Source organism: Spirosoma arboris (genome assembly GCF_009754945.1).
Classification (GTDB): Bacteria; Bacteroidota; Bacteroidia; order Cytophagales; family Spirosomataceae; genus Spirosoma; species Spirosoma arboris.
In genome coordinates, this window is the sequence record NZ_WPIN01000022.1 from 98,946 (window position 1) to 122,932 (window position 23,987).

Here is a 23,987-nt window from a genome sequence, read left to right on the forward strand (position 1 = left end):
GTGTCTTTGGACGATTAAACACAGTTATGGCTTACTTCTAACTTCAGGTACCGAAGGAAGAGAATCCGATGTATCAACTTGAGAAGTATACCCACCATTGACCGAGAACCACATCTCATGATCGCCTTCGATTTTGAAAAACTACCCTGGCTCATCGACACCCCGAAATCGAAACTATTCCCTTTTAGAAAGGCCTATTGATTTAGATGCACTTACTGAAAACGTCCACACAACACAGCGTTTGTAACCCCTATTATTCAAACTATAAAAAGAGTAAAACAATAAGCCTAAACAGACTTTTATACTTATTATTTATAATAAATTGAATTTATATTTTCAAAAAATCATAATATATAAAATATAATTTGTAATTATTATTTTGCGACATATATTGCCTTGCCTCGAATCCAGCTTCATCAGTTACTGCTTTGGTGATCAATCTTTGGATGGCTTTGTTCTCAAACTCACTACCCGAATTACTCAGTTTACAGTACAAGTGTTCTCTTTTCAACCTAACTAACTCACTTCATGAGGACTCCTTTAATGCTTGCCAAATCCTTACTGCTATGTCTGCTCGTGCTATTCGGTGCGAGTCGGGTACGTGCACAAGATTCACTACGAATTACCGTTTCGGAGGGTACTAATATGGCACTAGCTCTATCACCCGATGGACAGTCGATTGTGATTGATATGCAGGGAACCATCTGGTTACTGTCCGCCAAAGGGGGTGTGGCCAAGACTTTAACGGATTTTCGGGATGATGCGCACCAACCCGCCTGGTCGCCCGATGGGAAGCGGATTGTATACTCATCGTTCAGGGATGGGACTTTTCACATTTACAGCATTAAACCCGACGGGTCGGATTTACAAAAACACACAACTGGCGAATTTGACTATCGGGAACCCAGCTATTCTCCTGATGGAAGTAAACTGGTTTTTTCGTCGGATAAAGGCGGGAGTTATAACCTATGGGAACTGACCTTAAAAACACAGGCGCTGAAGCAACTTACTGAGCATGCGGGTAATGAGTATTCACCATCGTACTCGCCCGATGGGAATCGAATTGCCTATGTTGTAACCCGCCCTGACGCGTCGGGACTGTATGTTTGGGAAGGTGGCAAGGAAACATTGATCTGGAAAACAACGGCAACACTAGGTCCTCCGGCCTGGGCGAAAGACGGCAACTCGTTAATTTTACAAACGGTTGCTGATGGGGCTACGACCTTGGTTGTTAAAGAACTAAAGGCAGATGCGGCTCCTAAAGTCATTTCCACAAAGGGTGAAGATGTATTTCCATTCCGTCCTTCCGTAGCCGCCGACGGGTCGATCTGGTACACAGCCGACGGAGCGATAAAGCACAAAACCGCCGATTTTGCTAAAACAGAAAAGCTGGCCTGGCAGGCCACGTTTGCGCTGAATCGCAAACCGTATACGCGCAAAAAATACCTGCTCGATAACCCCAAGCCACGTCCTGTCAAAGGTATTCGGGCACCAGTAGTTTCGCCAGATGGGAAAGCCGTTGTTTTTACCGCACTAGGCGATTTGTACTGGCTGGACATAGGTTTGTCGACCCCTCAGAAATTAACCAACGATTCCTTTATTGAGGCTGACCCCTGTTTCTCTCCTGATGGCCGGTTCCTGATTTTCACCTCCGACCGTTCGGGGGGTATTAATCTGTGGGCCAGAGACTTGAAAACGGGTCAGGATCGCCAACTGACGAATGGTACAGAGGAAATTAATACCCCATCTTTTGCGCCCGATGGCAAACGTATTGCCTTTTTTATGCTCGACCGGGCAGCTTTCGGGCGGAGCGTATTGCACACTATCGCCTTCCCAACCTCAGAAGATCAGCCGTTTGCTGCACCCCAAAAAGTGTATGACGCACTCTTTGGTCCCGGCGTACCGAGTTGGTCGCCTGATGGCAAGCAAATCGCCGTTTCGGCGCTGGATATTTACTCCACCCGTTTCCGGGAGGGGTTGAATCAGTTTCTCATTATTCCAAGTCAGGGTGGAGGCAATGCGTTGGAAATGAAGCCTGATTCAGCCAATCAGACCATTAGTTTTCGGGGACGTAGCGGCCCTAGCTGGTCGCCCGATGGCAAATGGATGGCGTATGTACTCGATGGCAAGTTGTGGACATTGCCCGTTGCACCAGATGGCAAACAGACCGGTCCGGCCATTCAGCGTACGAAGACACTGGCAGACAATATGACCTGGACCGCCGATTCGAAAACGCTGGTGTACCTGGCTATCGATACGCTCAAGCAGATGGATATGACAACAGGCCGTGTTTCAACCATTCCGTTAGCGTTTACGTATCAGCCCAAATTGCCTACAGAACCAACAATTATTCACGCGGGAAAACTCTTCGATGGAAAAACGAATAAGTATCAGGAAAACGTAGACATTATTCTGGCAGGTAGCCGAATTCAGGCGATCGAGCCACACAAGGCTGGCCGCAAAGGCAAACTGGTCGATGCTTCTAAACTTACCGTTATGCCTGGTCTGTGGGAAATGCACACCCACCAAACCATTTTATCGGGTGAAAAGCAGGGGCGTATCTGGTTGAGTCATGGTATTACCAGCATTCGCGAAACGGGCTCCGATCCGTATGATGCGCTGGAACGACGTGAATCCTGGGATGCAGGTATCCGGCCGGGGCCGCGTTCGTTTTATACCGGCACCCTGAATGAAGGCTATCGACTTTATTATGGATTGGCCACGAGTATCCGAAGTGAAGAGCAACTGCGTATGGAGCTCGACAGGGCAAAGAAATTAGATTATGACCTACTGAAATGCTACGTCCGCTTACCCGATCGCTTGCAGCAACTAGCTGCCGATTTAGCGCATCAGATTGGCATACCGGTCACCTCGCACGAATTGTATCCAGCCGTGAAATACAATATCGATGGTGTTGAACACGCGTCTGCAACCAGTCGTCGGGGTTACTCGATGAAGCTGACATCGACCAACCACATCTACGCCGATGTCTTGAATCTGGTGGCGAAGTCGGGCATGAATATGACGCCTACAGCGAGTTTGCAGGGCGGTTTTTCGTTCCAGACTCGTCGTGACACGAGCCTGTTGAGCTACCCGCCATACACTCATTTTTACAATGAAACCTATCGTACCAATCTGATGGCGCAGCAGCAAACGATGCGTCGGATGATGCCGGGAGCGATCGAGAATTTTAAAACGCTGGCCGGAAATGTGAAGAAATTCATTGATGCGGGCGGACGAATGACACCCGGCACCGACTCGCCCTTGATTCCCTATGGATTGAGTTTACAGGTCGAGCTGCAAAACTGGGTAGAAGGTGGCGTAACGCCTTTCGAGACCCTTCGCGGGGCTACTCTCTGGTCGGCAGAAGCGGCTGGTGTTGGCAACGATCTGGGTAGCATAGAGGTCGGTAAAGTAGCCGACATAATTGCCGTTGAAGGTGATCCACTAAACAAAATTCGAGACTCCATGAACGTTCGGTATACGGTTAAAAACGGGAACGTCTGGACATTAGCCGAGTTGTTGAAATAGAGTTTTTAAACGCAGACGTGAACTGGCGCGGGTAAATACCTGCGCCAGTTCACGTCTATTCTCGTGCCTGTAGTCAATCAATGACTGTCGTTGACACGCCTTATCGTGCAGGTCGTCAAGATAATTTCCCCGAAGAATAGGTAAAGGCTATTTTTATGAATACCCATTGAGTCGGGTACTTTTCATAATCGCTCATATGCCTTTATACACGTTAGCCATCAACGGAAAGAAATACCCGGTTAATGCCGATGCCCAGATGCCTTTGTTGTGGGCCATTCGGGAACTGGTTGGCCTTACCGGAACAAAATACGGATGCGGAATGGCTCAGTGTGGAGCTTGTACAGTACATCTCGCGGGTGCTCCTATACGCTCCTGTTCATTTCCCGTGTCTGCTGTATTGAATCAACCAATCACAACCATTGAAGGCATTTCGAAGGATAACTCTCATCCCGTGCAAAAAGCGTGGATTGCCGAACAAGTGCCTCAATGTGGATACTGCCAAAGCGGGCAAATCATGTCGGCCGTTGCTCTGTTGAAGACCAACCCCCACCCTACCGACGAAGACATCGACGCGGCCATGCAGGGGAATATCTGCCGCTGTGGCACCTACCCAAGAATCCGAAAAGCGATTAAAATGGCTGCTGGTACACTCGCAAAAACCAATGGCCAATGAAAAACAGTAGCGAGTTGTCGCGCCGAAAGTTTATCCAACAGGTGAGTCTGTCGGGCATAGCCTTAACGCTTGGAGCTTACTTTCCTGCTTCGGGTAAAACGGAGGTAGAAATTGTTAACGCCCAACTAGTAGACAAGGCGAGTACCGAACTACTCTCCTGGATTTCTATCGATACATCCGGCAAAGTGACCATCAGGAATCATCGCTCGGAAATGGGACAGGGTACATTCCAGGCAATTCCGCAAATGATTGCCGAAGAACTGGAAGTAAATCTGGATCAGGTTACCATTTTGTTCGCTCCGGCCAATCCCAAAAAATTTGGTCCTCAACCGCAGGAGGGAAGTTTTTCTATACGGGGCTGGTACAAACAACTGTTACAAGTCGGGGCTTCGGCCCGGGAAATGCTCATTGGCGTAGCTGCTAAACAATGGGCCGTTGACCCTTCAGACTGTTATGCGCAGAACGGCCAGGTAATTCATCGTTCGTCTGGCAAAAAGCTTGGTTACGGGCTGCTTGTTGAAGAAGCTTCTACATTGCCACCCCCTCAAAACGTGCCGTTAAAAAGTCGGAAGGACTATAAAATTATTGGAAAGTCGCTACCCCGGCAAGATATTCCACTGAAAATCAATGGCACTGCTCAGTTCGGGCTGGACAAAAAAGTGCCGGGTATGTTATACGCGGTGGTTGAGCGGAGTCCTCGATTTCGCGGAAAAGTCATACGGTTTGACGATTCAAAAACGAAAGCAGTAGCAGGTGTAAAGAACGTCTTCATGGTACAACGCGCTGTTTTCGGTAATCTGACTGAAGGTGTTGCCGTAGTAGCCAATTCACTCTGGGCGGCCATGCAGGGACGAAAATTGCTGACCGTAGAGTGGGACGATTCGGGCTTTGATCACCTGGATTCCGACCAACTAGCCTCGCAGATGCGAGCAAACCTCGGAAAACCCGGCCCTTCCCAAAAATTTGAAGCTGCCTGGCAAACCTCTGCGAAAAAAATTGACGCGATTTATGAAACGCCTTATCAATCGCATAGCTGTATGGAACCCCTCAATTGCATTGCTCACGTGCAGGACAATCGCATTGACATCTGGGGGCCAATTCAGGAAGCGAACTGGATTCAAGCCGATTTGAGTGATCGAATGGGCATTCCGAAAGAAAATGTAACCGTCAATATGACTTTTCTGGGTGGAGGCTTTGGTCGCAAAGGATTTACCGACTATCCGCACGAAGCAGCGCTAATCTCGAAAACCATGAAAGCGCCTGTTCAGGTGGTATGGACGCGAGAAGACGATATGCGTACGGGGCCATTTCGAACCGGTGCCTTTTATGCCTGCAAGGGTGGTGTTGACAGTACTGGCCAAATCCTTGCTTTTCAGATGATAACGGCGGCTCAGTGGATTGGGCAGGAATGGAGCCCTAAACCTTATCCTGACCCGGAACCGCCTTCCTATAATAACGGCAATACAGAAGGAATGCTACATCCTTATCTTAAAGCTATTCCGCATTATAGCTTCGGTGGTGTGGGAACCCGCGCACCCATACCCGTACTATGGTGGCGATCTGTGTATGCCTCTACCAACGGCTTTGCGGCCGAGAGCTTTATCGATGAACTTGCTCACTTAGCTGGACAAGACCCATTAGCTTTCCGTCGAAACCATTTGCCTGACAAACGTTACCAGGACATCGTTGATCAACTGGAAATGATCAGTGGCTGGAAATCAAGAGGTAAAAACGCCGGTTGGGGAATAGCTATTACAGAATGCTTCAGTGGAATCTGCGGACATATCGTTCAGGTTTCACGTAAGGCAGATGGAAAACTTAAGATTGATAAAGTGATTGCACTGATCGATTGTGGCTGGTATGTAAACCCGGATATCATCCGCGCTCAGGTAGAAGGAAGTATCATTATGGGGCTGGGAGCGGCTATTAAACATGCGACCACTTTTAAAGACGGGAAGGCCGTGGAGCAAAACTTTAATACTTACGAAATGCCACGGATGACCGACACTCCAGAAATCGAGGTGCATATCATGGAAAATGATGAAAAAGCCGGTGGCGTGGGCGAACCCGGATTACCGCCCTTCGCACCCGCTTTGTGCAATGCAATTTTTGACCTGACGGGCAAGCGAATACGTACCTTACCCTTTAAGCTGGAAGACGTATAGATTATCATGGTCTGTGAGGACACAGACCATGGAATTAGATCATGTAGTCAGCGTTATTTTCCGCTAACTGTTTTTCCTGTTGCAGAACGTAGATACAGAGCTGCGATTTCCTTGGCGATACTTTCGGGATTTGCTTCTTCACCATTCGTCAGGACAATAACAGAAAGGCCAGCTTGTGGAAAACGGGCGTATTCTGTCCGAAAACCAGGCAGTGAACCACCGTGATGAATCCATTGTGTTCCCAGAAACGAATCAATCCGCCAGCCTAACCCGTAGGGGTAAGGAGTGCCATCTTTGAGTACAAACGGAGTCAACATCTGTTTCTGGCTGGCTTCTGTCAAAAATTTGGTGGTGTACAACGCGGCATCCCATTTCGCCAAATCCAGTACCGTCGACAAAAAGGCACCGCTGGGCCGTAGAGCCCGGTAAGCCAGCGCGCGCTGAAGGTGGTCCTTGTCCCATTCATAGCCGTCGACTCGATTGGGTACGATTTCGCTGAGCGTTGTAGTACGAGTGGCGGCCATGCCTACCGGCGTAAAAACCCGTTGTTTCAAAAAGATTTCCCAGGGCTGGCCCGAGACTTTACGGATGATGTCGGCCAAAGCAAAATAGCCTACATTGCAGTACTGCCATTTCGTGCCAATCGGGAACTGTAAAGGCAACGGGAACGCCGATTGCACCACAACAGAATCGGGCTGAATCTTTGCCGGATCAAACGCAGGAGCCTCCCGAACGATCCCAGATGTATGCGACAATAAATGACGTAAGGTAATTCCCTGCCAGATTTGGGGTGCCTGCGGATAGTATTTATGAATGTCATCGTCAAGGGTTAGTTTACCTTCCTGCGCCAGGATCAGAATACCTGTCGCAAGAAACTGCTTGCTAACCGACGCAATGGCATACACGCTTTGCGGAGTCGCAGGTACATTCAGTTCGACATTGGCCAGACCGTACCCTTTGGCCAGTGTTACATTTCCCTGGCGAACAACCGCAATCGAAACACCCTGAATATGCTTGCTAGCCATGTGGGTTTTCACAATCGCATCCACACTGTCCGCAGAAACCTGATTGACAGACTGCGCCCATCCCCAATGTTGAAAGAGGAGCAATACGATAGCTGAAAGCAGATGGATACGGTACTTTGGGAAAGTGAGGAGGGCCATAGAGCGTGAAGAGGAAGTGAAGGTTGTAGTTCAGTAAAGTTAACGCTCAGAGAAGAGATAAACCACCCGAGTTTCTGCTTTTGCCGGCTATAACCGATCAAATGAACGTAACTAACCTTATTCTCCATGGCTTTACGCTGCTGCGACAGGCTTTCGATAGCGCTATCGAAAGCCTAATTCGGCAATCATTTTTTACTAGCTTTTCGGGCTTGCTGAAGACACTTGTATTTCTGATTCTGAGCGGAATGGACACTCGCATAACCGTCGTCCTCAACAATATTGGCAATCTTTTTTCGACCAAAAAAAATGGCGGCTAGTAATGCCTGACAACGGATGGTTAGCTGTGCTAAAATCGCCAGTACTCTTTCGTAAGCTGATGGTGGCGTTTCCAGTTCGGTAGGCGCTACTACACTACACGTTTCGTCTGCATCTTCCAGGCTCGTCCAGCGAGCCGACTTTTTTAGCTGTTTGAGCCATAAGTTCTTACTAATGGAAAACACATAAGTTTTTAAGGAAGAGGTCAGCAGGAAATCAGGAGCCTCAAGGTTGGTTAGTAAAATCAACAACGTCTCTTGAAACAGGTCTTTTGCTTCATCCTGATTACCGCTATTTTGAACGACAAAACGCTCTATCGACGGATAACACTGTCGATAAAGCATGTCAAAACCTTGATTGTTACCCATCCGCAACTGATTGAGCAGTTGGGTATCTGGAGAGTCAGCTAGCATAGGCATGATGAAAATTAAATTTAACCACAGCCGTACAGAGAACACAGAATTTTTTAAACTTTTTCGTTGTGTTCTCTGTACGGCTGTGGTTAGTCTAGCTTCGAAACTGGTCGAATCATTCGAAAAATGCTATAAACCACGCTGGTTGTCACACACAAAGGGCAAATGCCAAACCGAAAAAAGAACAGCCCAACTTTCTTGTACCAAGGCAAATGAATGGGCGTAATCGGACAACTGACGCCGTCGCCTTCGTATTCCTGAATGTTCCAGATATTCATAGCTGTGTTTGGCTAGGCCCGACCGAAGAGCATGTAGATACAACAGGTAGTCATCAATAAGGCCGCGATAATAAGGATGAATTTCGTGCTGGATTTCATAAGAGACAATTGGTTTGTTTCTTATTAATACTCCGCTTGACTATTTATCACCTGCCTACCCATAGTTTATTTTCTGCTCGTCATTTCTAAACGTTCTGTTGAGAATGACCATATCGTTCTGCCAAATAAATCGCCCAAGTCTGAGTACCTGTAGCGCTTTCCGAGCAGGTAGCAAATCCCTGGGCGAAGCTCTTCATTACTAACCCAACGGTCGGAATCGGTATAATTGGTTTGGAAATCTTCTGGTAGTGCATCCAGAGTTGAGCCAATGTTCCTGCATCGTAGACCTGAAGACCACCCAGATTTAGTATCATTTGCTGGCTTCCTGCCTGCGCCAGTCGATACAACTCATGCGCTACAGCTTCAACCTGAATGGGCTGAATGAGCAGCTTTTTTGGGACAAAACCAATCGGGAAGCGCAGCAGTTTGCTCAGCACAAAATCGACGAAATTATGAAACTGGGTCGCGCGCAGAATTGTGTAGGGTATTCGACTTTCCCGAATCAACGTTTCGGCATTGAACTTGGCTTGATAATAACTGTAGGGAATTTTATCGACGCCAACGATTGAGCTGTAAATCAGTTGCTTTACATCCGACTGTTTAACCGCATTCAGTAAATTACGGGTGATCACGACCTCCGCCGATTCGCTCCCTATTTTTCCCTGACCACTGGCTAAATGAAAAACGGTATCGACGCCCACCAATGCTGTTGTGAGCCCTTCACCTGTAAACAAATCAATATGTGCCCATGGCAAATCAGATGCCTGATTGACAGTACTATACGCATCCTTCTTGAGTTGATTACGACTGCCGATCTGGAAGCTTACATGATTCTTTTGTAGTTCATTAACGACCGCCGAACCCAATACGCCTGAACCGCCGATTACTAATACTTTCTTCATGATTTACAGCTAATTAGGGAATTGCAGATTGGATCGTTTGAGTGACAATGGGCTTGTGGAACAAGAGCAGAACAGGAAGTAATACTCCAGCGGATAGGGCCACAACGTTTCCGATTTGATCGATGACCGGAAGCATGTGTAAGTGTTTCAAATGATACAATAAATGGGGAGTATTAAAGGTCAGCAGGCAGATTGCCGTTGCCCGAACAGACACCAGGCGGGGAGCCAGTAACGTCAGAAAACTGAGTAGGGCAAGTGCCAGAAAGAAACCGCCTACGTCCCGAATCAGGTGTTCATTATAGGGGCCATCTACCGCCACCCACACCCGACCTAAACCAGGAAATGAGTCATAGAAACTGTGGGGCATGAACAACGCCCATACGCCCGGAAAAATGTTCGTCAATCCTAAATAGAGAAGGGTGGCCTGCACCCAACGGACTTGCTTGATTTGCATATGAATGAAATGTTGAAAATCTCACACAAGACAAACCAAAGCCGCGGATTGTGACAGCCTCGCTAAAATTTATTGAAGGTGCGCGAGTTTATCCGGATTACGAACGAAATAAAACCGCCTGATGCCAGCCTCATCAACGTCAATAATCATGACTGTAGTCAGCATATGACTATCCTTTTGGCTGAATAATAAGGCCATTTCGCCATTGACCAGAGCAGGTTTAACATCCAACTGACTGTATTGCTGTCTGACGAGGGAACGCATAAACTGTTCAACGATTGCCGAACCAACGAGTGGTTTGAGCGCGGCAATAACCTTACCACCTCCGTCAGAATAAACCTCAATGTCGGTTTTGAATAAGTGAATCAGCGGGTCAATATTTCCCGTTTCACTGGCTTCGGCAAAGGCTTCCAGAAGGATCTGCTGTTGTTGAGGATCAATCGGGAAACGACGATTCGTACCCGAAACTTTTTCCTTGGCCCTATGGTAAAGCTGTCGGCCGTTAGCTTCTGTCGTATCGAAAAGTTTGGCTAATTCAGAATACCCAAAATCGAAACTTTCTTTTAAGATGAAAACGGCACGTTCCAGTGGTGCAAGCTTTTCAAGAAGGAGCATGAATCCGTAGGAGATATCTATTTTGGCATCAATAGCGTGGCTATCTGCTAAAATCGGCTCCGGTAACCAGGGTCCTTTGTAGGCTTCCCGTTCTCGTTTCACCTTCTCCAGGTGATTGAGCGCCGTGTTTATAACACTCTTGGCCAGATAGGCTTTATCATCCAGAATGGTCTCTTCGGGCCGATTCATCCATTTCAGAAACGCTTCCTGTACAATGTCTTCGCTAACCATTACCTCCCCGGTCATGCGGTAGGCAATCGAAAATAAAGTGGCCCGATAGGTAGCGACAGCGTCGGATGAAGTCAAGGCTAACGTTAATTTTGGTGCGCCATCTGATCTCAATTGTGATGACTCATGATCAACTCTAAAAATAATTGTGCAGCTGGCTCAATCAGCTTATCATTGAAATCGTAATCGTCGTTGTGCAGGGCAGGCGAGTCTTCACCATTACCAATACCAAACATCGCACCCGGATAATGCTGGGTAAAAAGCCCAAAATCTTCACCCCATTTGAACGGTTCCTGTTTGTCGACAAAGTCATAGCCTAGCTTCTGCGCACTTTGCCTGATTTGGATAAAAGCCTCAGTATCATTTTCGTTCGCAACGAACGCTTCGGTGTAGCTGGTTTGTATAGCAATGCCACTCTCAGCCGAAAGCGTTGATAGTAAGGTCAATAACTGAGCCGTTAGTGCTATCATGCGTTTGGCATTTCGGGTTCGAAGCGTTAAATGAACCTCACCGTAACCAGCCGATATACCGTAGGATTTTTCGCCCATTGTCGTGTATACCGGCGTTATCAGTGCGAACCCGTCAGACTGAGGATTAGGATTCTGTATTTGTTTCGTTCGTACCATGAAATCCGCCATAACGTAGGCGGGATTGAGTCCTTTTTCGGGTTCGGCCGAATGCGAGACTTTGCCTGTAAAGGATACAATGATGCTTAGAACCGACGAGGTAAATGAACCCGGTTTGCACACAATGGTGCCTAGTTTGAAGCCGGGTAAATTATGCAACGCAAAAGCCCGATCGGGGCAAACAGTTGCAAAGAGGGGATCATTTAAAACCGCTTCCGCACCTTTGCCGGTTTCTTCGGCAGGCTGAAAAAGCAAATACACCCGACCAGTCGAAACAGGATTTTCGACTAACAAAGACGCTAGTCGAGCCAGGATTGCCGTGTGACCATCATGCCCACATTTGTGCGAAACGCCTTCAGTCTGGGATCTATAGTCAAATGTATTGACCTCTTGCATGGGTAGCGCATCGATATCCGCCCGGATTAATGTGACGGGCCCTTCCGCATTCGTTCCATATTGCAGCAACAAGCCCGTACCACCCACCTCGCTGATCGCAACCGGATTAAACTGACTGACAAAAGCTTTGATCCGTTTCTGGGTTTCAACTTCCTGACCCGAAACTTCAGGAAACCGGTGAAGTTCGTGCCTGAATTGACTAAATAAGTTGGTATAAGCGACGGTCATCTGTTGGGCATACAAAGGCGCGTACTATTACATTTTCAACCATTCCCGAAAACTGGTTGGCTGGCGATCAATGCAGCTATAATAGGCTGCCAGAATACTGTTGAGTATAAGGCAAATAAGGACGGTTACCACCTGGCCCCGGCTGCTTTTCATCGGAATAACCATGGCGAACATAACACCCCAAACAATCACCATCAAGCTGCCAACTACTATTTTCTTGAATTTCGCCATACCGGTGATGAGTTGCATGAAAGTAGTTATTTCTGGGAAAATTAACCTGAACCTTACCTACTTCGTTGCGACATAAAAGAAATCCAGACTTCCGGCGGGGTCGTTGCTGACGAGGTAGTCGGTGTAGTTAATTTGCGCGGCTAGTCCATCGGCTTGCAGAAGTCGGTTTCGGTTAAGGCGATTCATGAGATCGTAAGGAACCTGAAGTAATCGCCGGGGAAGTCGGTATTGCAGATTGAAAATATCGAAGCGTGTCAACTTTTTGACAGACTCTTTATTCTGCTCATAATACGTCATCACCTTATCATTGCCGTGAATACCCCGCGTTTCAACTTTTGGAAAATACTTGGCCATCAGTGATTTTAATCCGTCGGCATAGTATTCCCGAACGTGCCATGGATTGCGTGTGAGCGAGAAGGTTTTATTCACCGTCGTCAGCAACAGTTTGCCGCCCGGTTTCAACACACGATGAGCTTCTTTGATAAATAAATCATCGTTTTCGATATGTTCGATCACCTGAAACGTTACGATATAATCGAACGTATTGTCTGCAAGCGTACTGAGTGGAGGGATATTGGCAGAGATGAACGTAGAGGTAGGATATTCGGCCTGAAGTGCCTTGATTAACTCCTCGTTTTTATCGATACCCATATAGTGTTTAGCGGCTTTGGTCAATAACTCTAGCCCCCGGCCCCAGCCGCAGCCGATTTCGAGTACGTTCCCGCCGACTATAGCAGCTGCTTCTACATAGGGAAACAGTAGTCGCTGATGGACAGGATTATCGGATGCGATTTCGGCTGAGGTAATTTCTGTGGTTTTATACATAGCTTGTTCGGGACGCTAGCTGTAGCATATAGTTAACGTCTTTGTTGCAAATCAATCTGTAAAATTACTCTTTTGTGTAAGCAAAGAAAAATGAAGCGGATTCATAAGTCGAACCAGCCTGTTTTTTCGTTATCAATAAACTAGTTCAACGAAAGAATTACCTTTAGAACCAGACGCATAAACGGAGCCGTCGTTGCGGTTGTCAAAAATCGCGAAAGCGACCCGGATTATGTGTCTGAAATGTACCGTTGATTATGCGCATTCTGTCTGCCCTACTTATTATTACCATGCTGTCTGCCTGCTCAAGCAACAAAAAAACACAGCAGGCTAAAGTCAATGCGGCCTATGATGCCCGCACAGAAGCTCAACGCAATCAGGCCAGCCGCCCAAGTACTCCTCGTGCCGACGATGGCCAGCGTACGACAATAGCAACGCCAACCGAGTCAAGGCCAGCTACAACTCAGGCTCCAGCGCCTGCGAAAGCGAATGAGGGTCCAGCTATTGGGACAGGACCAGCCATGTCGACAAAAGGGGGCGAATGGGTTGTCACCTCGATCAAAGGGAAGTTTCTGGCCATCGATACATCCAATGTGCGGATTTATATGGACCTGACAGCTAAAACACCCACGGGCGAAGCGGTTCTGAATCCAGTTGATTTTACCGAACATTTCCTGATTGCCTACGTCATGTATCCCGATTATAACAACCGCGAACGGTTGGGTTACGGAACAGTGCCGTTGACGATTCAAAATGTAGGCCATGATGGCGATCATCTAACCCTAACATTTGACATAAAACGGCCTAAGGGAGCCGCAAATGCCGTTCTGCTTACTGAAATTACCGAAACCAACAGCGGCACTAAAGCTAGGAATGACCTGTCATTACGGTTTAGCGCATCTAAACTAAGTGATCGGTTTACCTTGTTTAGCAAGGACAGCAAACAGCCACAACTGCGTAATTATGTGAACGTTGGCGATACAGTCATTATTCGCGATGTGAACGGGACGAGTAAAACTCTATTTGGGGTTCGTTACCGACATGATTTCGATGCTGCTTCGTCGCCAATGAACACATCGCCCCGCCCGGCGTCTAAATCGCTGACGATAGATTCTACGTTAAATATTACAACCAATCAGCCGTTTGTAATGCCTCACGAGGGACTGTATTACTTTGTCGAAGATACGACCGATGCATCGGGTATTGGGTTAGTAGTCGCCGACAAACGATTCCCGAAATTGACACGCCCGTCGAAACTCATCAAGCCCGTGTTGTACATGAGCACCAGTAGCGAAATTGGCGAGTTAAATCAGGCGCAGGATGTTAAGAAAGCCTTCGACCGGTACTGGCTGAGTATGATGTCGGGAAATGAAGACGTAGCCCGAAAGACGCTCAAAGCGTATTTCGATCGCGTTGAAGAAGCCAATCGGTTGTTTACAACCTACAAGGAAGGTTGGAAAACCGATAAGGGGATGATTTATATTGTGCTGGGTGCACCCGATCGTGTACAGCGGAACCGGGAGCGCGAAGTGTGGGTTTATAATCGCCGGGCCAATGTCTCGGAGGTTAATTTTACATTCACAAAGAAACCGAATCAATTTGTCGAAGACCATTACGAACTGGTACGCTATATTGAGTATCAGCCAATTTGGTATCCGATAGTCGAAGCATGGAGAACCGGCACAATCCGCGAGTAAATCGCCCTAATCATAATCGAACGAATAAGTCCCGTCCCCAGTTTCGTCCCGAACCCGACGAGATGGTGTTTGGTATTCAATCTGTTATCGAGACCTTAAAGTCTGACCAACAGATTGATAAACTGTACATGGATAAGGAGTTGAGTAATCCTGATATCCAGAATCTGGCTTTCCAGAAACGCGTTACGATTCAGCGTGTACCGGCCGAACGGCTTGATCGGTTTACCCGAAAAAATCACCAGGGAGTTGTCTGCCTGATTGCTCAGGTACAATACGTTAAGTTGTCTAACGTAATTGCCGATGTGTTTGAGCGGGGAGAACAGCCGTTTTTTCTACTACTCGATCGCATCACCGACGTTCGGAACTTTGGGGCCATTGCCCGCACCGCCGAATGTACGGGCATTCAGTGCATCGTAATTCCGGGCCGGGGCGCTGCTGCTATTAATTCCGACGCCATGAAAACGTCGTCGGGTGCATTGAATCATATTTCGGTTTGTCGTGAGCCAGATCTGACCGAGACCGTAAAATACCTTCAGGCATCGGGCATTACGGTTGTGGCCTGTACCGAAAAATCGAGCCGCGATCTTTATGAGCGAAACACGGATCTAACCGGCCCTATTGCCATTATTATGGGGTCTGAAGAAGATGGAATATCGCCCGAATTGCTCCGCATAGTCGATACCCATGTTAAGATTCCGCTTCTGGGATCGGTTGGTTCATTAAACGTATCTGTAGCCACAGGTGTGGTGCTCTACGAAGCAGTCCGCCAGCGAAGTTTGACAATTGACGTTGTCGAATAATTGAATCGGGTTAAGCCTGCTAGTACCAGTCTACTGTTTTTTCAAAATTCCACGGTCCACGCTATCATTTAGTAGTTGCTCTGCATACTGCCAAATGGTAGCGGACCCATTTTTGATAACCTGTTTCTTTTTATAAACTTTAGCGAAGTCGACACCAAATTCCTGCCATGTACCACCATTGTTCGATACGTTTTGAAGCAACGGTTCTAATCGATCCATAGCTCTGGCGAACATTGCCTCATCGGTTTTACTTTCTTCAAATTCTTCCCAGATAGCAATAAATTCTTCCGCCTGTTCTGCGGGCAACAGACCGAAAATTCGTTCGGCAGCCAGCCGTTCTTCAGCCGTGTTGTCATGGCTTTTTTGCGTATCATAGATAAAGGTGTCTCCGGCATCTATCTCAACGATGTCATGAATCAACAACATCTTCAACACTTTCAGCAGATCGACGGGAGCATTCGCATGTTGCACCAGAACGATAGCCATCATCGCTAAATGCCAGCTGTGTTCCGCGTCATTTTCGTTTCTGTCGCTGTTAAATAGCTTGGTCTTCCGTTGAATGTATTTGATCTTATCAATCTCTTTGAGAAATTCGATTTGCTTTATTAACTGATCGGGCTGCATGATTTAACTGATTAGAAAGCTTTTCAGGCCGAATTTATTGGTTTATTTCTGTTGGCATAAAGCTAGTTGTTTTACCCGTAGTTGAGAAATGTAGTCCGAAAAATGAATCCTACTAGTAACCTTGTTCATCGTTTCTTCGGAACGTATTGTCTTGAAGTGAATTTAATTTTCCAAATCCTATACGGCCAGAACACTTGCTTCTCCAACAAGGAGGCCGTATACTGCTGCTAAATTCAGTGCCCCGATTATCAACAGTAGTTACTGCCAACCGGGGCTCTCCTTAAACGGTCAATTCCAATGCCCAAACTTATTTTAATGGATCACGACGGCGCAATTGATGATTTGTTGTCGCAATTGCTCGTACTTACCATGCCCGATACCGAACTGATCGGCATTACGGTCACGCCCGCTGATTGTTACATTGAACCTGCTCTCGAATCGACTTATAAGCTGCTCCAATTGATGGGGCAGGAACAGGTTGCGTTGGGACGAGGTGATTATTACGGCATCAATGCGTTTCCGAACGAGTGGCGCGCACGGCCGGAGATCATCAATGCCCTGCCTATGCTGATCAATCTGCCAAAATCGCCTGATCCATACGCATACCTGAGTGCGCCCGAATTAATCATTGACAAGCTCTCATCGGCCACTCAAAACGTAACGATTTTGATGACCGGTCCTTGCTCCAATCTGGTTCTGGCTCTTGAGAAAGCACCAGAGTTAAAAGCTAAAATTGATGAAATCGTTTGGATGGCCGGTGCATTCAGAACGAACGGCAACGTGCAGACTTTCCAGCATGACGGCAGTGCTGAATGGAATGTATTCTGGGACCCGATCAGCTCACAGAAGTTAGTCTCGTATGAACTACCATTAACCCTGATTCCACTGGATGTAACGAATCATGTACCCGTTACGAAGAAATTTCTCTCCACCCTGGCCACACAGATTGACTATAAGCTATCCAACTTGACGGGTCAACTCTGGGCACTCACGCTCGATACAATTCCAAGTTATCACTACACCTATTTCATGTGGGATCTCCTGGCAACCAGCTACTTGGCCATACCCGAACAATTCACTACAGAGATCGTAAAAGCGAACGTAAGCACTCGCCCACCCAATGCCGGGCAAACCTATCTGGACTCAACCGGCTACGAATTAAAAATAGCGACCGATGTCAATGTGGACTATTTTTATGAGTATATGCTGGGGCAGTATAAGCAGTAAACGAAAATATCCTGTGTCGCACTTTGTTACGGGCCAAGCTAATTGTACACTCATGACTTACCTCCAGCTGAATCAGAAATATCAGACTTTACCACCTGTCTATCAAGCGGAAGTAGCCGACTTGGTTGATTTTCTGACTGCTCGGAAAGCAACTGATAAGCCCCTTGCATCCTGTCATTGGAAGCCAGGCTTATAAAAAGCTAAATCTGCCTGATATTACTCCTTCTCAATACCCTCAGTCTGAGCGATTTTTTTTTGACGTTTTTTCAAGCCTTTTATATTCTTGTCTGATTGCTTTTTCTTGTCTGTAGCAATCCATTGGCTAATCAAAGCGAAATCTTCGCTCGACAATTGTCGGCCTGACGTATAGAAATCAATAGTCTTCGGCTCTTTTATCATAGCAGTAAATTACGAGTTTTCTGGGAAATATTGATTGACAAGTTTGTGGGCGGCTTTCGTATCAATCGCCATTATATTACCAAACAGTACGTATGCTCCCAATGATTTCTGGTAGTGCTCCTTCAATTTTGTCTTGCTTTCAAAAGAGACGTAACCAGCATAGCCCTTGTCAAAAGAAAGCTTACAAGCGAACGCAACAAGGTTTCCGGGCACACCTAAATAAAGTTTGTCAGCACCACGGTTGAATTTACTACTCTCGATAAGAGCCATAAAATATGGTCACCTCTGTCCTGAATACTTATAAGCCCCTGAATGATGCGGCTATTTTCCTCTATAACAAGTTTATAAATAGTTTTGTCCACTTGTTTAGCTTCGGATTTCCAATTAAACAGCCATGCGGATTTCTTTACCCGTTTCAGGTCATCTGAAGTTAACTCAAGAATTTCTGTTTTAAAACTGTCGCCTGAAATGGCATTTTCTATCGAGCGAGTAAGCTTGTCGATTTTAATATCAAATGTGCGTGGGTTTGCCATTTGACAAAATTAGCCTTTTTGCTTTAGGACGCTGCCATTAACAAAGTCTAACCAACCGGGGCGTTTCTCATATTGACCGAAGCTGACTACGAGCTTAAACCGCCCTGTTACGGAACGTCCACTTGTCGCACGCAAGCCACCACTACGTTACGGACCGTTCTTGCCTCCCAACATATTAAAATCCGCTGAATTGCGCGATTCTTGTGCGACCTACTCCTATCGCTTTCTTCTCATTTTTCCTTTTCTCCTTACCCATAATAAGTCTGCGTGCTCGATCAAGATCGGTTAGTTGTAAATGAGCTAATAGCCAAATGGCTTGGGAACTACTAACAAACCAAGTAAATGTCATAAAGAGGCATATTCCTAGTGTTACCTGATAACTATATCCTTTAAATTAGTGCACTAATTATCCATCCTCTCCCATGAATGTTTTCGTTAATTGTTTACTCCACATCACACTCTGTTTAGTATCTTGTATTGTCACAGCTCAGCAGGAACTACCACCTACTGAGTCCAGCGCTCCCGATTCGGTTAAGTTGAAGCTACTTTGGAAAATGGGAGATTCGTTAGTCGATGCCAATCAGTTCATACCTGCAAAAAAAATATTTGAGCAAGCATTGGCCATTTCGCAGGCAGGTGACGATACCCGCAGAATCGGCATTAGCTACCGAAAACTGGGCAGTTGGAGTGAATCTACCGGCGACTATGGTCAGGCGATTGACTGGTTTTTAAAATCTCAAAATACCTTTAAAATCGCTGGCGATCAGCGCAATTTCGCCCGATCATTTCGTTTTATTGGTTTCTGCTATAATCGACTCAACAAGGTCAAAGAAGCCCGTCAATACATAGAGCGAGGAATAGCCTACGCTCAACAATTTGGCTATGACCAGCTATTGCCCGAGTTTTATAGCGAACTCATTAATATCGACAGCCACGGCAAACAATACGCATCAGCATCGGCCTATACAGAGAAAGTATTAGCCTACTACAAGCAGAAAAAAGACTGGCAAACTTATTATGGAACCCTGTTTAATGCGGGACTGCTCTACAAAAATATGGGGCAATATGTTCGGTCTGAACAGGCATTTCGGCAAGCGATGACTTATGCAGTTAACGAAAAAGATGAATTTTTTCAAGGATATATAAATACGAGTATTCCCTACGCCCTAATCCCTCAAAACAAATTAGACGAAGCAGAAGTCGCTTGCCAGCGAGCATTAAACTGGGTCGAGAAAACTGGAGTCGATAAATATGCAGTATTAGAGGACGTAAACAGCCATCTGAGTCGAATTTATGAGATAAGGGGTGATTTTCGTCAGGCGCTAACCTTTTATAAACGCCAGATGGCCAACCATGATAGCGTGTTTAATGCCACAAAAAATCGACAGGTGGCCGAACTGGAAACTCGCTATCAGATGCGGGAAAAAGAAGAAAACATTCAACAGTTAGCCAGTACAAATGCCCGCCAAACACGCCAGATATGGGCCGGTATAGGTGGCCTAATCGTGCTGACCATTCTCCTGGGGACGTTATACTGGCTCTATGAACGAGTTCGACAAAGTCATCAGAAAATTGCGCAGCAATCGGATCAGTTAACTATCATGATGAAGGAACTGCACCACCGCGTCAAAAATAATTTAGCCATTGTATCTAGCCTGCTTAAGCTACAATCTAGCCGACTGGACGATGAAAAAGCCATTCAGGCTGTGCGCGTAGGGCAGCAACGGGTTGAGGCTATGTCGCTTATTCATCAGCGTCTTTACCAGACCGACGAAGTAACAACCGTTAACATGCGCGACTACCTGACCGATTTGTCGGAAAGCTTGATGCGGGCATATGACTATCCTGCCGACGAGTTTGATTTGCAGCTTAATATTGAACTACAGGAACTGGACGTAGATATGGCAATGCCATTGGGATTGATTGTCAACGAATTAGTCACCAACGCATTCAAATATGCGTATGATAAGACTAATGGCAAACGTCCTCTGCTTCGAATCGACTTACGGTCGCAATCGGATAAATCACAGCCGGGTATCACACTGGAAGTTCAGGATAATGGGCCGGGTATAGATGTGTCGGACTGGCAACAGAAGGGCAACAAGTCTTCGTTTGGGAAGCGATTGATTGCGTCCCTTAGTGAGCAACTGGAAGGGCATTTTGAACTCCTCAAACAGAACGGAACTTTATTCAGGCTGCATATGCCCAATGTTCGCGCATCAGTATAAGAAGCTCAACATCCATATTTATATAACTGAATTCCAGCCGCTGGTATCCACATCGTTATGAACCCTGATGAACGTATAAAAATCCTGATCGTTGAAGACGAGCCCATCCTGGCGATGGAGCTGAGTGATAGCCTGGAAGAGGAAGGTTACGATGTGGTTGGTACTGCCAATAATGGACGTAAAGCCCTGGATTTATTTAAACGACAGCCCGTTGACCTGTTGCTGTGCGACATCACAATCAAAGGTGATTGGGATGGTATTCAAACGGTTCAGCATCTGACTACAGAACGACCAGTGCCGGTCATTTACCTGACTGCCCTTACCGATCGGGAAACGCTGGAACGCGCCAAACAGACTTATCCGGCGGCTTACGTCAATAAACCGTATCAACTGCACAGCCTTCGGACAGCCATTGAGCTGGCCATTCACAATTTTACTGCCCGAACAACATCAGTTCCAACAAATCTACCCGAACCTGCCCTATTCGACCGGGATGTACTGGGGCGAGAAACCATTCTACAAATCAATGATTACCTGTTTATTAAGCAGAACTATCAATTCGTGAAAGTAAGCCTAAACGACCTGCTTTATCTGGAAGCCGATAATATCTATACAACTTTGTTTACTACGAGCCGTAAATACATACTCCGCCTTACCCTAAGTGGAATTCTGGAACGGATCAACCAACCCGAGTTCATACGTATTCATCGTTCTTATGCAGTCAACATTAACAAAGTAGATTCATTTAGCGAAGCTGAAGTAGGTATCGGAACGCAGTCAATACCAATGAGCCGGAGTTATAAGGATGAATTTTTGCGTCACTTTTTATATAGATAAAAAGCAATAAACACAGAGACACTGTTTAAAGAATACTGAGCGGTAAATAACTAAAATGTAGAGAAAAAATTCGTTATATCCTCAGTGTCTCTGTGTTTACTAAATTTAAAAAAAATTCACTATTCAGTAACGCGAATAATCAGGTTATTACACTATTAAGCAATCATCGCTTTATTATATTTATTTCTATAATCTACAGGTGCTAAGCCTGTAATTTTTTTAAATATAGTTCGGAATGCTTTGGTATCTGAATAGCCTACATCATACATAATTTCATTAACTGTTTTTCGGCCTGTTTCCAGGCTTTTTTTAGCCGCTTCCATTTTTACTCGCTGCATATATTCTGCAACCGTATTAGAGGTCGCCTTTTTAAATCTTCGCTCTAAATTCCGTCTTCCCAAAGCAAATTTCGACGCCAGTTCATCTACCGATATTTTATCCTGAAAATTAGTCTCTATAAATTCCTGTGCCTTTTTAATTGGTTCGTCTTCATGCTCTTTCTGACCCTGAAAAATCGTGAAGGAGGATTGATTCTCCCGTTCTATTTCTATAGCAAATACCTTGGCAGCAAGAACCGCAATGTCACGGCCAGCATATTTTTCAATCAGGTACAAGACAAGATTTAGATACGAAAAAGCGCCACCACTTGAATAAATCCCATGCTCGTCGGTAATAATTTTTTCCGTTACCAGATCTACATCTGGAAATAGCTGCATAAATTGATTTGCTGCGAGCCAGTGAGTGGCACACTTACGTCCTTTCAATAATCCGGTAGAAGCCAGTAAAAAAGCACCTAAACAAAGGCTGGCCACCTCTGCACCATTTTCGTATTGTTTGATAATCCAGGGAATAAAATCCCGATTGTTTTCCAGAGAAATTTTCAGATCACCATCGAGTGCAGGAATAATAATTAAATCTGCTTTTTCTACTTCATCAATTAACAAATCTGCATGGACAGTAAATAAGCCACCGCTCAATGGCGTTTCTTTCGAAAGGCCTATTAATTGAACAGTAAATAAGGGTTCTTCACCCCTGGCTTTTAAAAAATTATTCACTTCTGTAAATAATTGGCGAGTACCTTCTAGACTACCTAAAATAGCACCTTTTGGGATTAGGATCGATATCTGTTTCATAGATCAAAAATAGCGAAAACTATTGTCGGAATCAACCCTTAAATTGACGTATTTACACCCGATCAACGCTACTAAATCCCGGTATATTTGTCTATCTCAAACAGGGAACAAAAACAACGAAAAAGCAAAATGAGAAAAGTAATTTTATTCATGCATATGTCGCTCGATGGCTTCGTATGCGGCCCAAACGGTGAACAGGATTGGATGACCCGAGACGATGATGACATGGGCAAATACCTCGCATCAGACTTCCAGAGCACCGTAGATACCATATTGGTAGGGCGTGTCCTGTATCAGGGTTTTGCCAGTTTCTGGCCCTCCGTACCAACCAGTCCAGGAATTCCAGACGAATTGGTAGATTTTGGAAATTGGATGAACAACACGCGAAAGATTGTTTTTTCAAAGACTCTGCAAACCGTCGACTGGACAAATTCGAGCCTGGCAGAACGGGATATTGTCGAAGAAGTCGCTTACTTAAAGCAACAGCCGGGTGGCGACATGGTCATATTTGGCGGAGCAGCCATTGTTGCCGCTTTTGCGGAACAGAATCTGATTGATGAATACCGCATTAAACTGGAACCCATCATTCTAGGCACTGGGAAACCTCTATTTAAGCAAATCAACGAACGGGTTAAGTTGACACTTACGAAATCCAAAGCGTTTAACTCGGGGGTTGTTGGGCTTTACTATCAGGTTAACAGAGACTAATTGAACGCAGTAGCCATGAGAAAGTTGATTTTTTTTATGCACACATCACTCGATGGTTTTGTGGCAGGCCCTAACGGAGAAATGGATTGGATAAATCTGGACGACGCGCTGTTTGACTTTGTTGGTACCATGACCGACCAGTCCGATACGGCGCTCTACGGACGAGTAACGTATCAACTGATGGAGGGTTACTGGCCAACAGCGGCAGAACAACCCGATGCCTCGAAACACGATATTGAACACGGCAATTGGTATAACAACGTCGCCAAAGTTGTCTTATCAACAACAATCGACGAAACGGGGCTAACCAATACAACCGTCATTAGCAATCAGCTTGCAGACAACATTAATAAGTTAAAGCAGCAGGAAGGAAAAAACATATTGATTTTCGGAAGCCCCGGCGCTTCACAATCGTTGTTAAATCTGGGGCTTATTGACGAGTTCTGGCTCTTTGTTAATCCAATCATTTTAGGCCAGGGCCTATCCCTATTTAACCACATAACGGGAACAACCAACCTGAAATTACTAGAGACTAGATCGTTTGATTGTGGCGTACTAGCGCTTCATTACGAAAAGCAATAGGTTGTGCAAATGAATTCAACTGAGGCTGCCACTATTTTTAAATTCCATTATCCTAAAAAGAACAAGAGTCCCGCCTTACT

Annotated in this window: 24 protein-coding genes; 11 read left to right on the forward strand and 13 right to left on the reverse strand. The window is 45.9% G+C overall.

From position 1 onward, the window contains the following. The first annotated feature begins 528 nt into the window (after positions 1 to 528). The 3 genes from GO755_RS35410 to GO755_RS35420 all read left to right on the forward strand — a co-directional run bounded on the left by GO755_RS35410 (position 529) and on the right by GO755_RS35420 (position 6,369). Entirely contained in the window at positions 529 to 3,531 is a 3,003-nt protein-coding gene (locus GO755_RS35410; RefSeq protein ID WP_157590175.1) for a DPP IV N-terminal domain-containing protein, read from the forward strand. A gap of 196 nt (positions 3,532 to 3,727) precedes the next feature. Beyond that, the gene (locus tag GO755_RS35415; protein WP_157590176.1) at positions 3,728 to 4,204 is read left to right on the forward strand and encodes a (2Fe-2S)-binding protein; all 477 of its coding nucleotides are present in this window, start codon (positions 3,728 to 3,730) and stop codon (positions 4,202 to 4,204) included. Continuing rightward, positions 4,201 to 6,369 carry a xanthine dehydrogenase family protein molybdopterin-binding subunit gene (locus tag GO755_RS35420; protein WP_157590177.1) on the forward strand — a complete coding sequence of 723 codons (2,169 nt, stop codon included), beginning with the start codon at positions 4,201 to 4,203 and terminating at the stop codon, positions 6,367 to 6,369. Before GO755_RS35415 ends, GO755_RS35420 begins: the two co-directional genes overlap by 4 nt. A 53-nt stretch (positions 6,370 to 6,422) precedes the next feature. Here GO755_RS35420 and GO755_RS35425 read toward each other — a convergent pair whose 3' ends face one another. The 9 genes from GO755_RS35425 to GO755_RS35465 all read right to left on the reverse strand — a co-directional run bounded on the left by GO755_RS35425 (position 6,423) and on the right by GO755_RS35465 (position 13,142). Next, on the reverse strand, positions 6,423 to 7,532 hold the full coding sequence (locus GO755_RS35425) for a serine hydrolase domain-containing protein (protein ID WP_157590178.1): 1,110 nt from the start codon (positions 7,530 to 7,532) through the stop codon (positions 6,423 to 6,425). Positions 7,533 to 7,717: 185 nt separating this feature from the next. Continuing rightward, positions 7,718 to 8,266, reverse strand: a complete 549-nt coding sequence (locus GO755_RS35430) for an RNA polymerase sigma factor (protein ID WP_157590179.1) — start codon at positions 8,264 to 8,266, stop codon at positions 7,718 to 7,720. A gap of 83 nt (positions 8,267 to 8,349) precedes the next feature. Beyond that, positions 8,350 to 8,538 carry a hypothetical protein gene (locus GO755_RS35435; RefSeq protein WP_157590180.1) on the reverse strand — a complete coding sequence of 63 codons (189 nt, stop codon included), beginning with the start codon at positions 8,536 to 8,538 and terminating at the stop codon, positions 8,350 to 8,352. A 185-nt stretch (positions 8,539 to 8,723) separates the two neighbouring features. Beyond that, the gene (locus GO755_RS35440) at positions 8,724 to 9,539 is read right to left on the reverse strand and encodes an SDR family oxidoreductase (protein ID WP_157590181.1); all 816 of its coding nucleotides are present in this window, start codon (positions 9,537 to 9,539) and stop codon (positions 8,724 to 8,726) included. A 13-nt stretch (positions 9,540 to 9,552) separates the two neighbouring features. After that, positions 9,553 to 9,993, reverse strand: coding sequence for a hypothetical protein (locus GO755_RS35445; RefSeq protein WP_198175030.1), 441 nt, complete (start codon positions 9,991 to 9,993; stop codon positions 9,553 to 9,555). Between the two features lie 69 nt (positions 9,994 to 10,062). Next, positions 10,063 to 10,914 (reverse strand): sigma factor-like helix-turn-helix DNA-binding protein, encoded by an 852-nt coding sequence (locus GO755_RS35450; RefSeq protein WP_227687213.1) that lies wholly within the window; start codon positions 10,912 to 10,914, stop codon positions 10,063 to 10,065. 32 nt (positions 10,915 to 10,946) lie between these two features. Next, on the reverse strand, positions 10,947 to 12,086 hold the full coding sequence (locus GO755_RS35455) for an amidohydrolase (RefSeq protein WP_157590182.1): 1,140 nt from the start codon (positions 12,084 to 12,086) through the stop codon (positions 10,947 to 10,949). A gap of 27 nt (positions 12,087 to 12,113) precedes the next feature. Further along, entirely contained in the window at positions 12,114 to 12,335 is a 222-nt protein-coding gene (locus GO755_RS35460; protein WP_227687214.1) for a hypothetical protein, read from the reverse strand. A 39-nt stretch (positions 12,336 to 12,374) separates the two neighbouring features. Then, positions 12,375 to 13,142, reverse strand: a complete 768-nt coding sequence (locus GO755_RS35465; RefSeq protein WP_157590183.1) for a class I SAM-dependent methyltransferase — start codon at positions 13,140 to 13,142, stop codon at positions 12,375 to 12,377. A 254-nt stretch (positions 13,143 to 13,396) separates the two neighbouring features. Between GO755_RS35465 and GO755_RS35470 the strand changes: the two genes are divergently transcribed. Both GO755_RS35470 and rlmB read left to right on the forward strand, forming a co-directional pair. Next, on the forward strand, positions 13,397 to 14,836 hold the full coding sequence (locus GO755_RS35470) for a GWxTD domain-containing protein (RefSeq protein ID WP_157590184.1): 1,440 nt from the start codon (positions 13,397 to 13,399) through the stop codon (positions 14,834 to 14,836). Beyond that, positions 14,809 to 15,636, forward strand: a complete 828-nt coding sequence (gene rlmB, locus GO755_RS35475) for a 23S rRNA (guanosine(2251)-2'-O)-methyltransferase RlmB (RefSeq protein WP_157590185.1) — start codon at positions 14,809 to 14,811, stop codon at positions 15,634 to 15,636. Before GO755_RS35470 ends, rlmB begins: the two co-directional genes overlap by 28 nt. Before the next feature lie 30 nt (positions 15,637 to 15,666). On the opposite strand, the gene GO755_RS35480 is transcribed toward rlmB, so the two are convergent. Beyond that, a complete protein-coding gene (locus GO755_RS35480) occupies positions 15,667 to 16,260 on the reverse strand; it encodes an HD domain-containing protein (protein ID WP_157590186.1) in 594 nt (197 codons plus the stop codon). Positions 16,261 to 16,557: 297 nt separating this feature from the next. Here GO755_RS35480 and GO755_RS35485 point away from each other — a divergent pair, with 297 nt between their 5' ends. After that, the gene (locus tag GO755_RS35485) at positions 16,558 to 17,487 is read left to right on the forward strand and encodes a nucleoside hydrolase (RefSeq protein WP_157590187.1); all 930 of its coding nucleotides are present in this window, start codon (positions 16,558 to 16,560) and stop codon (positions 17,485 to 17,487) included. Positions 17,488 to 17,539: 52 nt separating this feature from the next. After that, the gene (locus GO755_RS35490; RefSeq protein WP_227687215.1) at positions 17,540 to 17,683 is read left to right on the forward strand and encodes a DUF2281 domain-containing protein; all 144 of its coding nucleotides are present in this window, start codon (positions 17,540 to 17,542) and stop codon (positions 17,681 to 17,683) included. A gap of 20 nt (positions 17,684 to 17,703) precedes the next feature. On the opposite strand, the gene GO755_RS35495 is transcribed toward GO755_RS35490, so the two are convergent. Next, positions 17,704 to 17,886, reverse strand: coding sequence for a hypothetical protein (locus GO755_RS35495; RefSeq protein WP_157590188.1), 183 nt, complete (start codon positions 17,884 to 17,886; stop codon positions 17,704 to 17,706). Positions 17,887 to 18,101: 215 nt separating this feature from the next. Next, the gene (locus GO755_RS41655; protein ID WP_227687216.1) at positions 18,102 to 18,419 is read right to left on the reverse strand and encodes a hypothetical protein; all 318 of its coding nucleotides are present in this window, start codon (positions 18,417 to 18,419) and stop codon (positions 18,102 to 18,104) included. 422 nt (positions 18,420 to 18,841) lie between these two features. Between GO755_RS41655 and GO755_RS35505 the strand changes: the two genes are divergently transcribed. Next, positions 18,842 to 20,647: a histidine kinase dimerization/phosphoacceptor domain -containing protein gene (locus GO755_RS35505; RefSeq protein WP_157590189.1), complete on the forward strand. Its 1,806-nt coding sequence runs from the start codon at positions 18,842 to 18,844 to the stop codon at positions 20,645 to 20,647. Between the two features lie 57 nt (positions 20,648 to 20,704). Continuing rightward, positions 20,705 to 21,484, forward strand: a complete 780-nt coding sequence (locus GO755_RS35510; protein WP_157590190.1) for a LytR/AlgR family response regulator transcription factor — start codon at positions 20,705 to 20,707, stop codon at positions 21,482 to 21,484. A 155-nt stretch (positions 21,485 to 21,639) separates the two neighbouring features. On the opposite strand, the gene GO755_RS35515 is transcribed toward GO755_RS35510, so the two are convergent. Further along, complete coding sequence (locus GO755_RS35515; protein ID WP_157590191.1) at positions 21,640 to 22,617, reverse strand: GlxA family transcriptional regulator; 978 nt, start codon at positions 22,615 to 22,617, stop codon at positions 21,640 to 21,642. Positions 22,618 to 22,746: 129 nt separating this feature from the next. Here GO755_RS35515 and GO755_RS35520 point away from each other — a divergent pair, with 129 nt between their 5' ends. Both GO755_RS35520 and GO755_RS35525 read left to right on the forward strand, forming a co-directional pair. Then, positions 22,747 to 23,325 (forward strand): dihydrofolate reductase family protein, encoded by a 579-nt coding sequence (locus GO755_RS35520; protein ID WP_157590192.1) that lies wholly within the window; start codon positions 22,747 to 22,749, stop codon positions 23,323 to 23,325. 15 nt (positions 23,326 to 23,340) lie between these two features. Next, entirely contained in the window at positions 23,341 to 23,907 is a 567-nt protein-coding gene (locus GO755_RS35525; protein WP_157590193.1) for a dihydrofolate reductase family protein, read from the forward strand. The last annotated feature ends 80 nt before the right edge of the window (positions 23,908 to 23,987 follow it).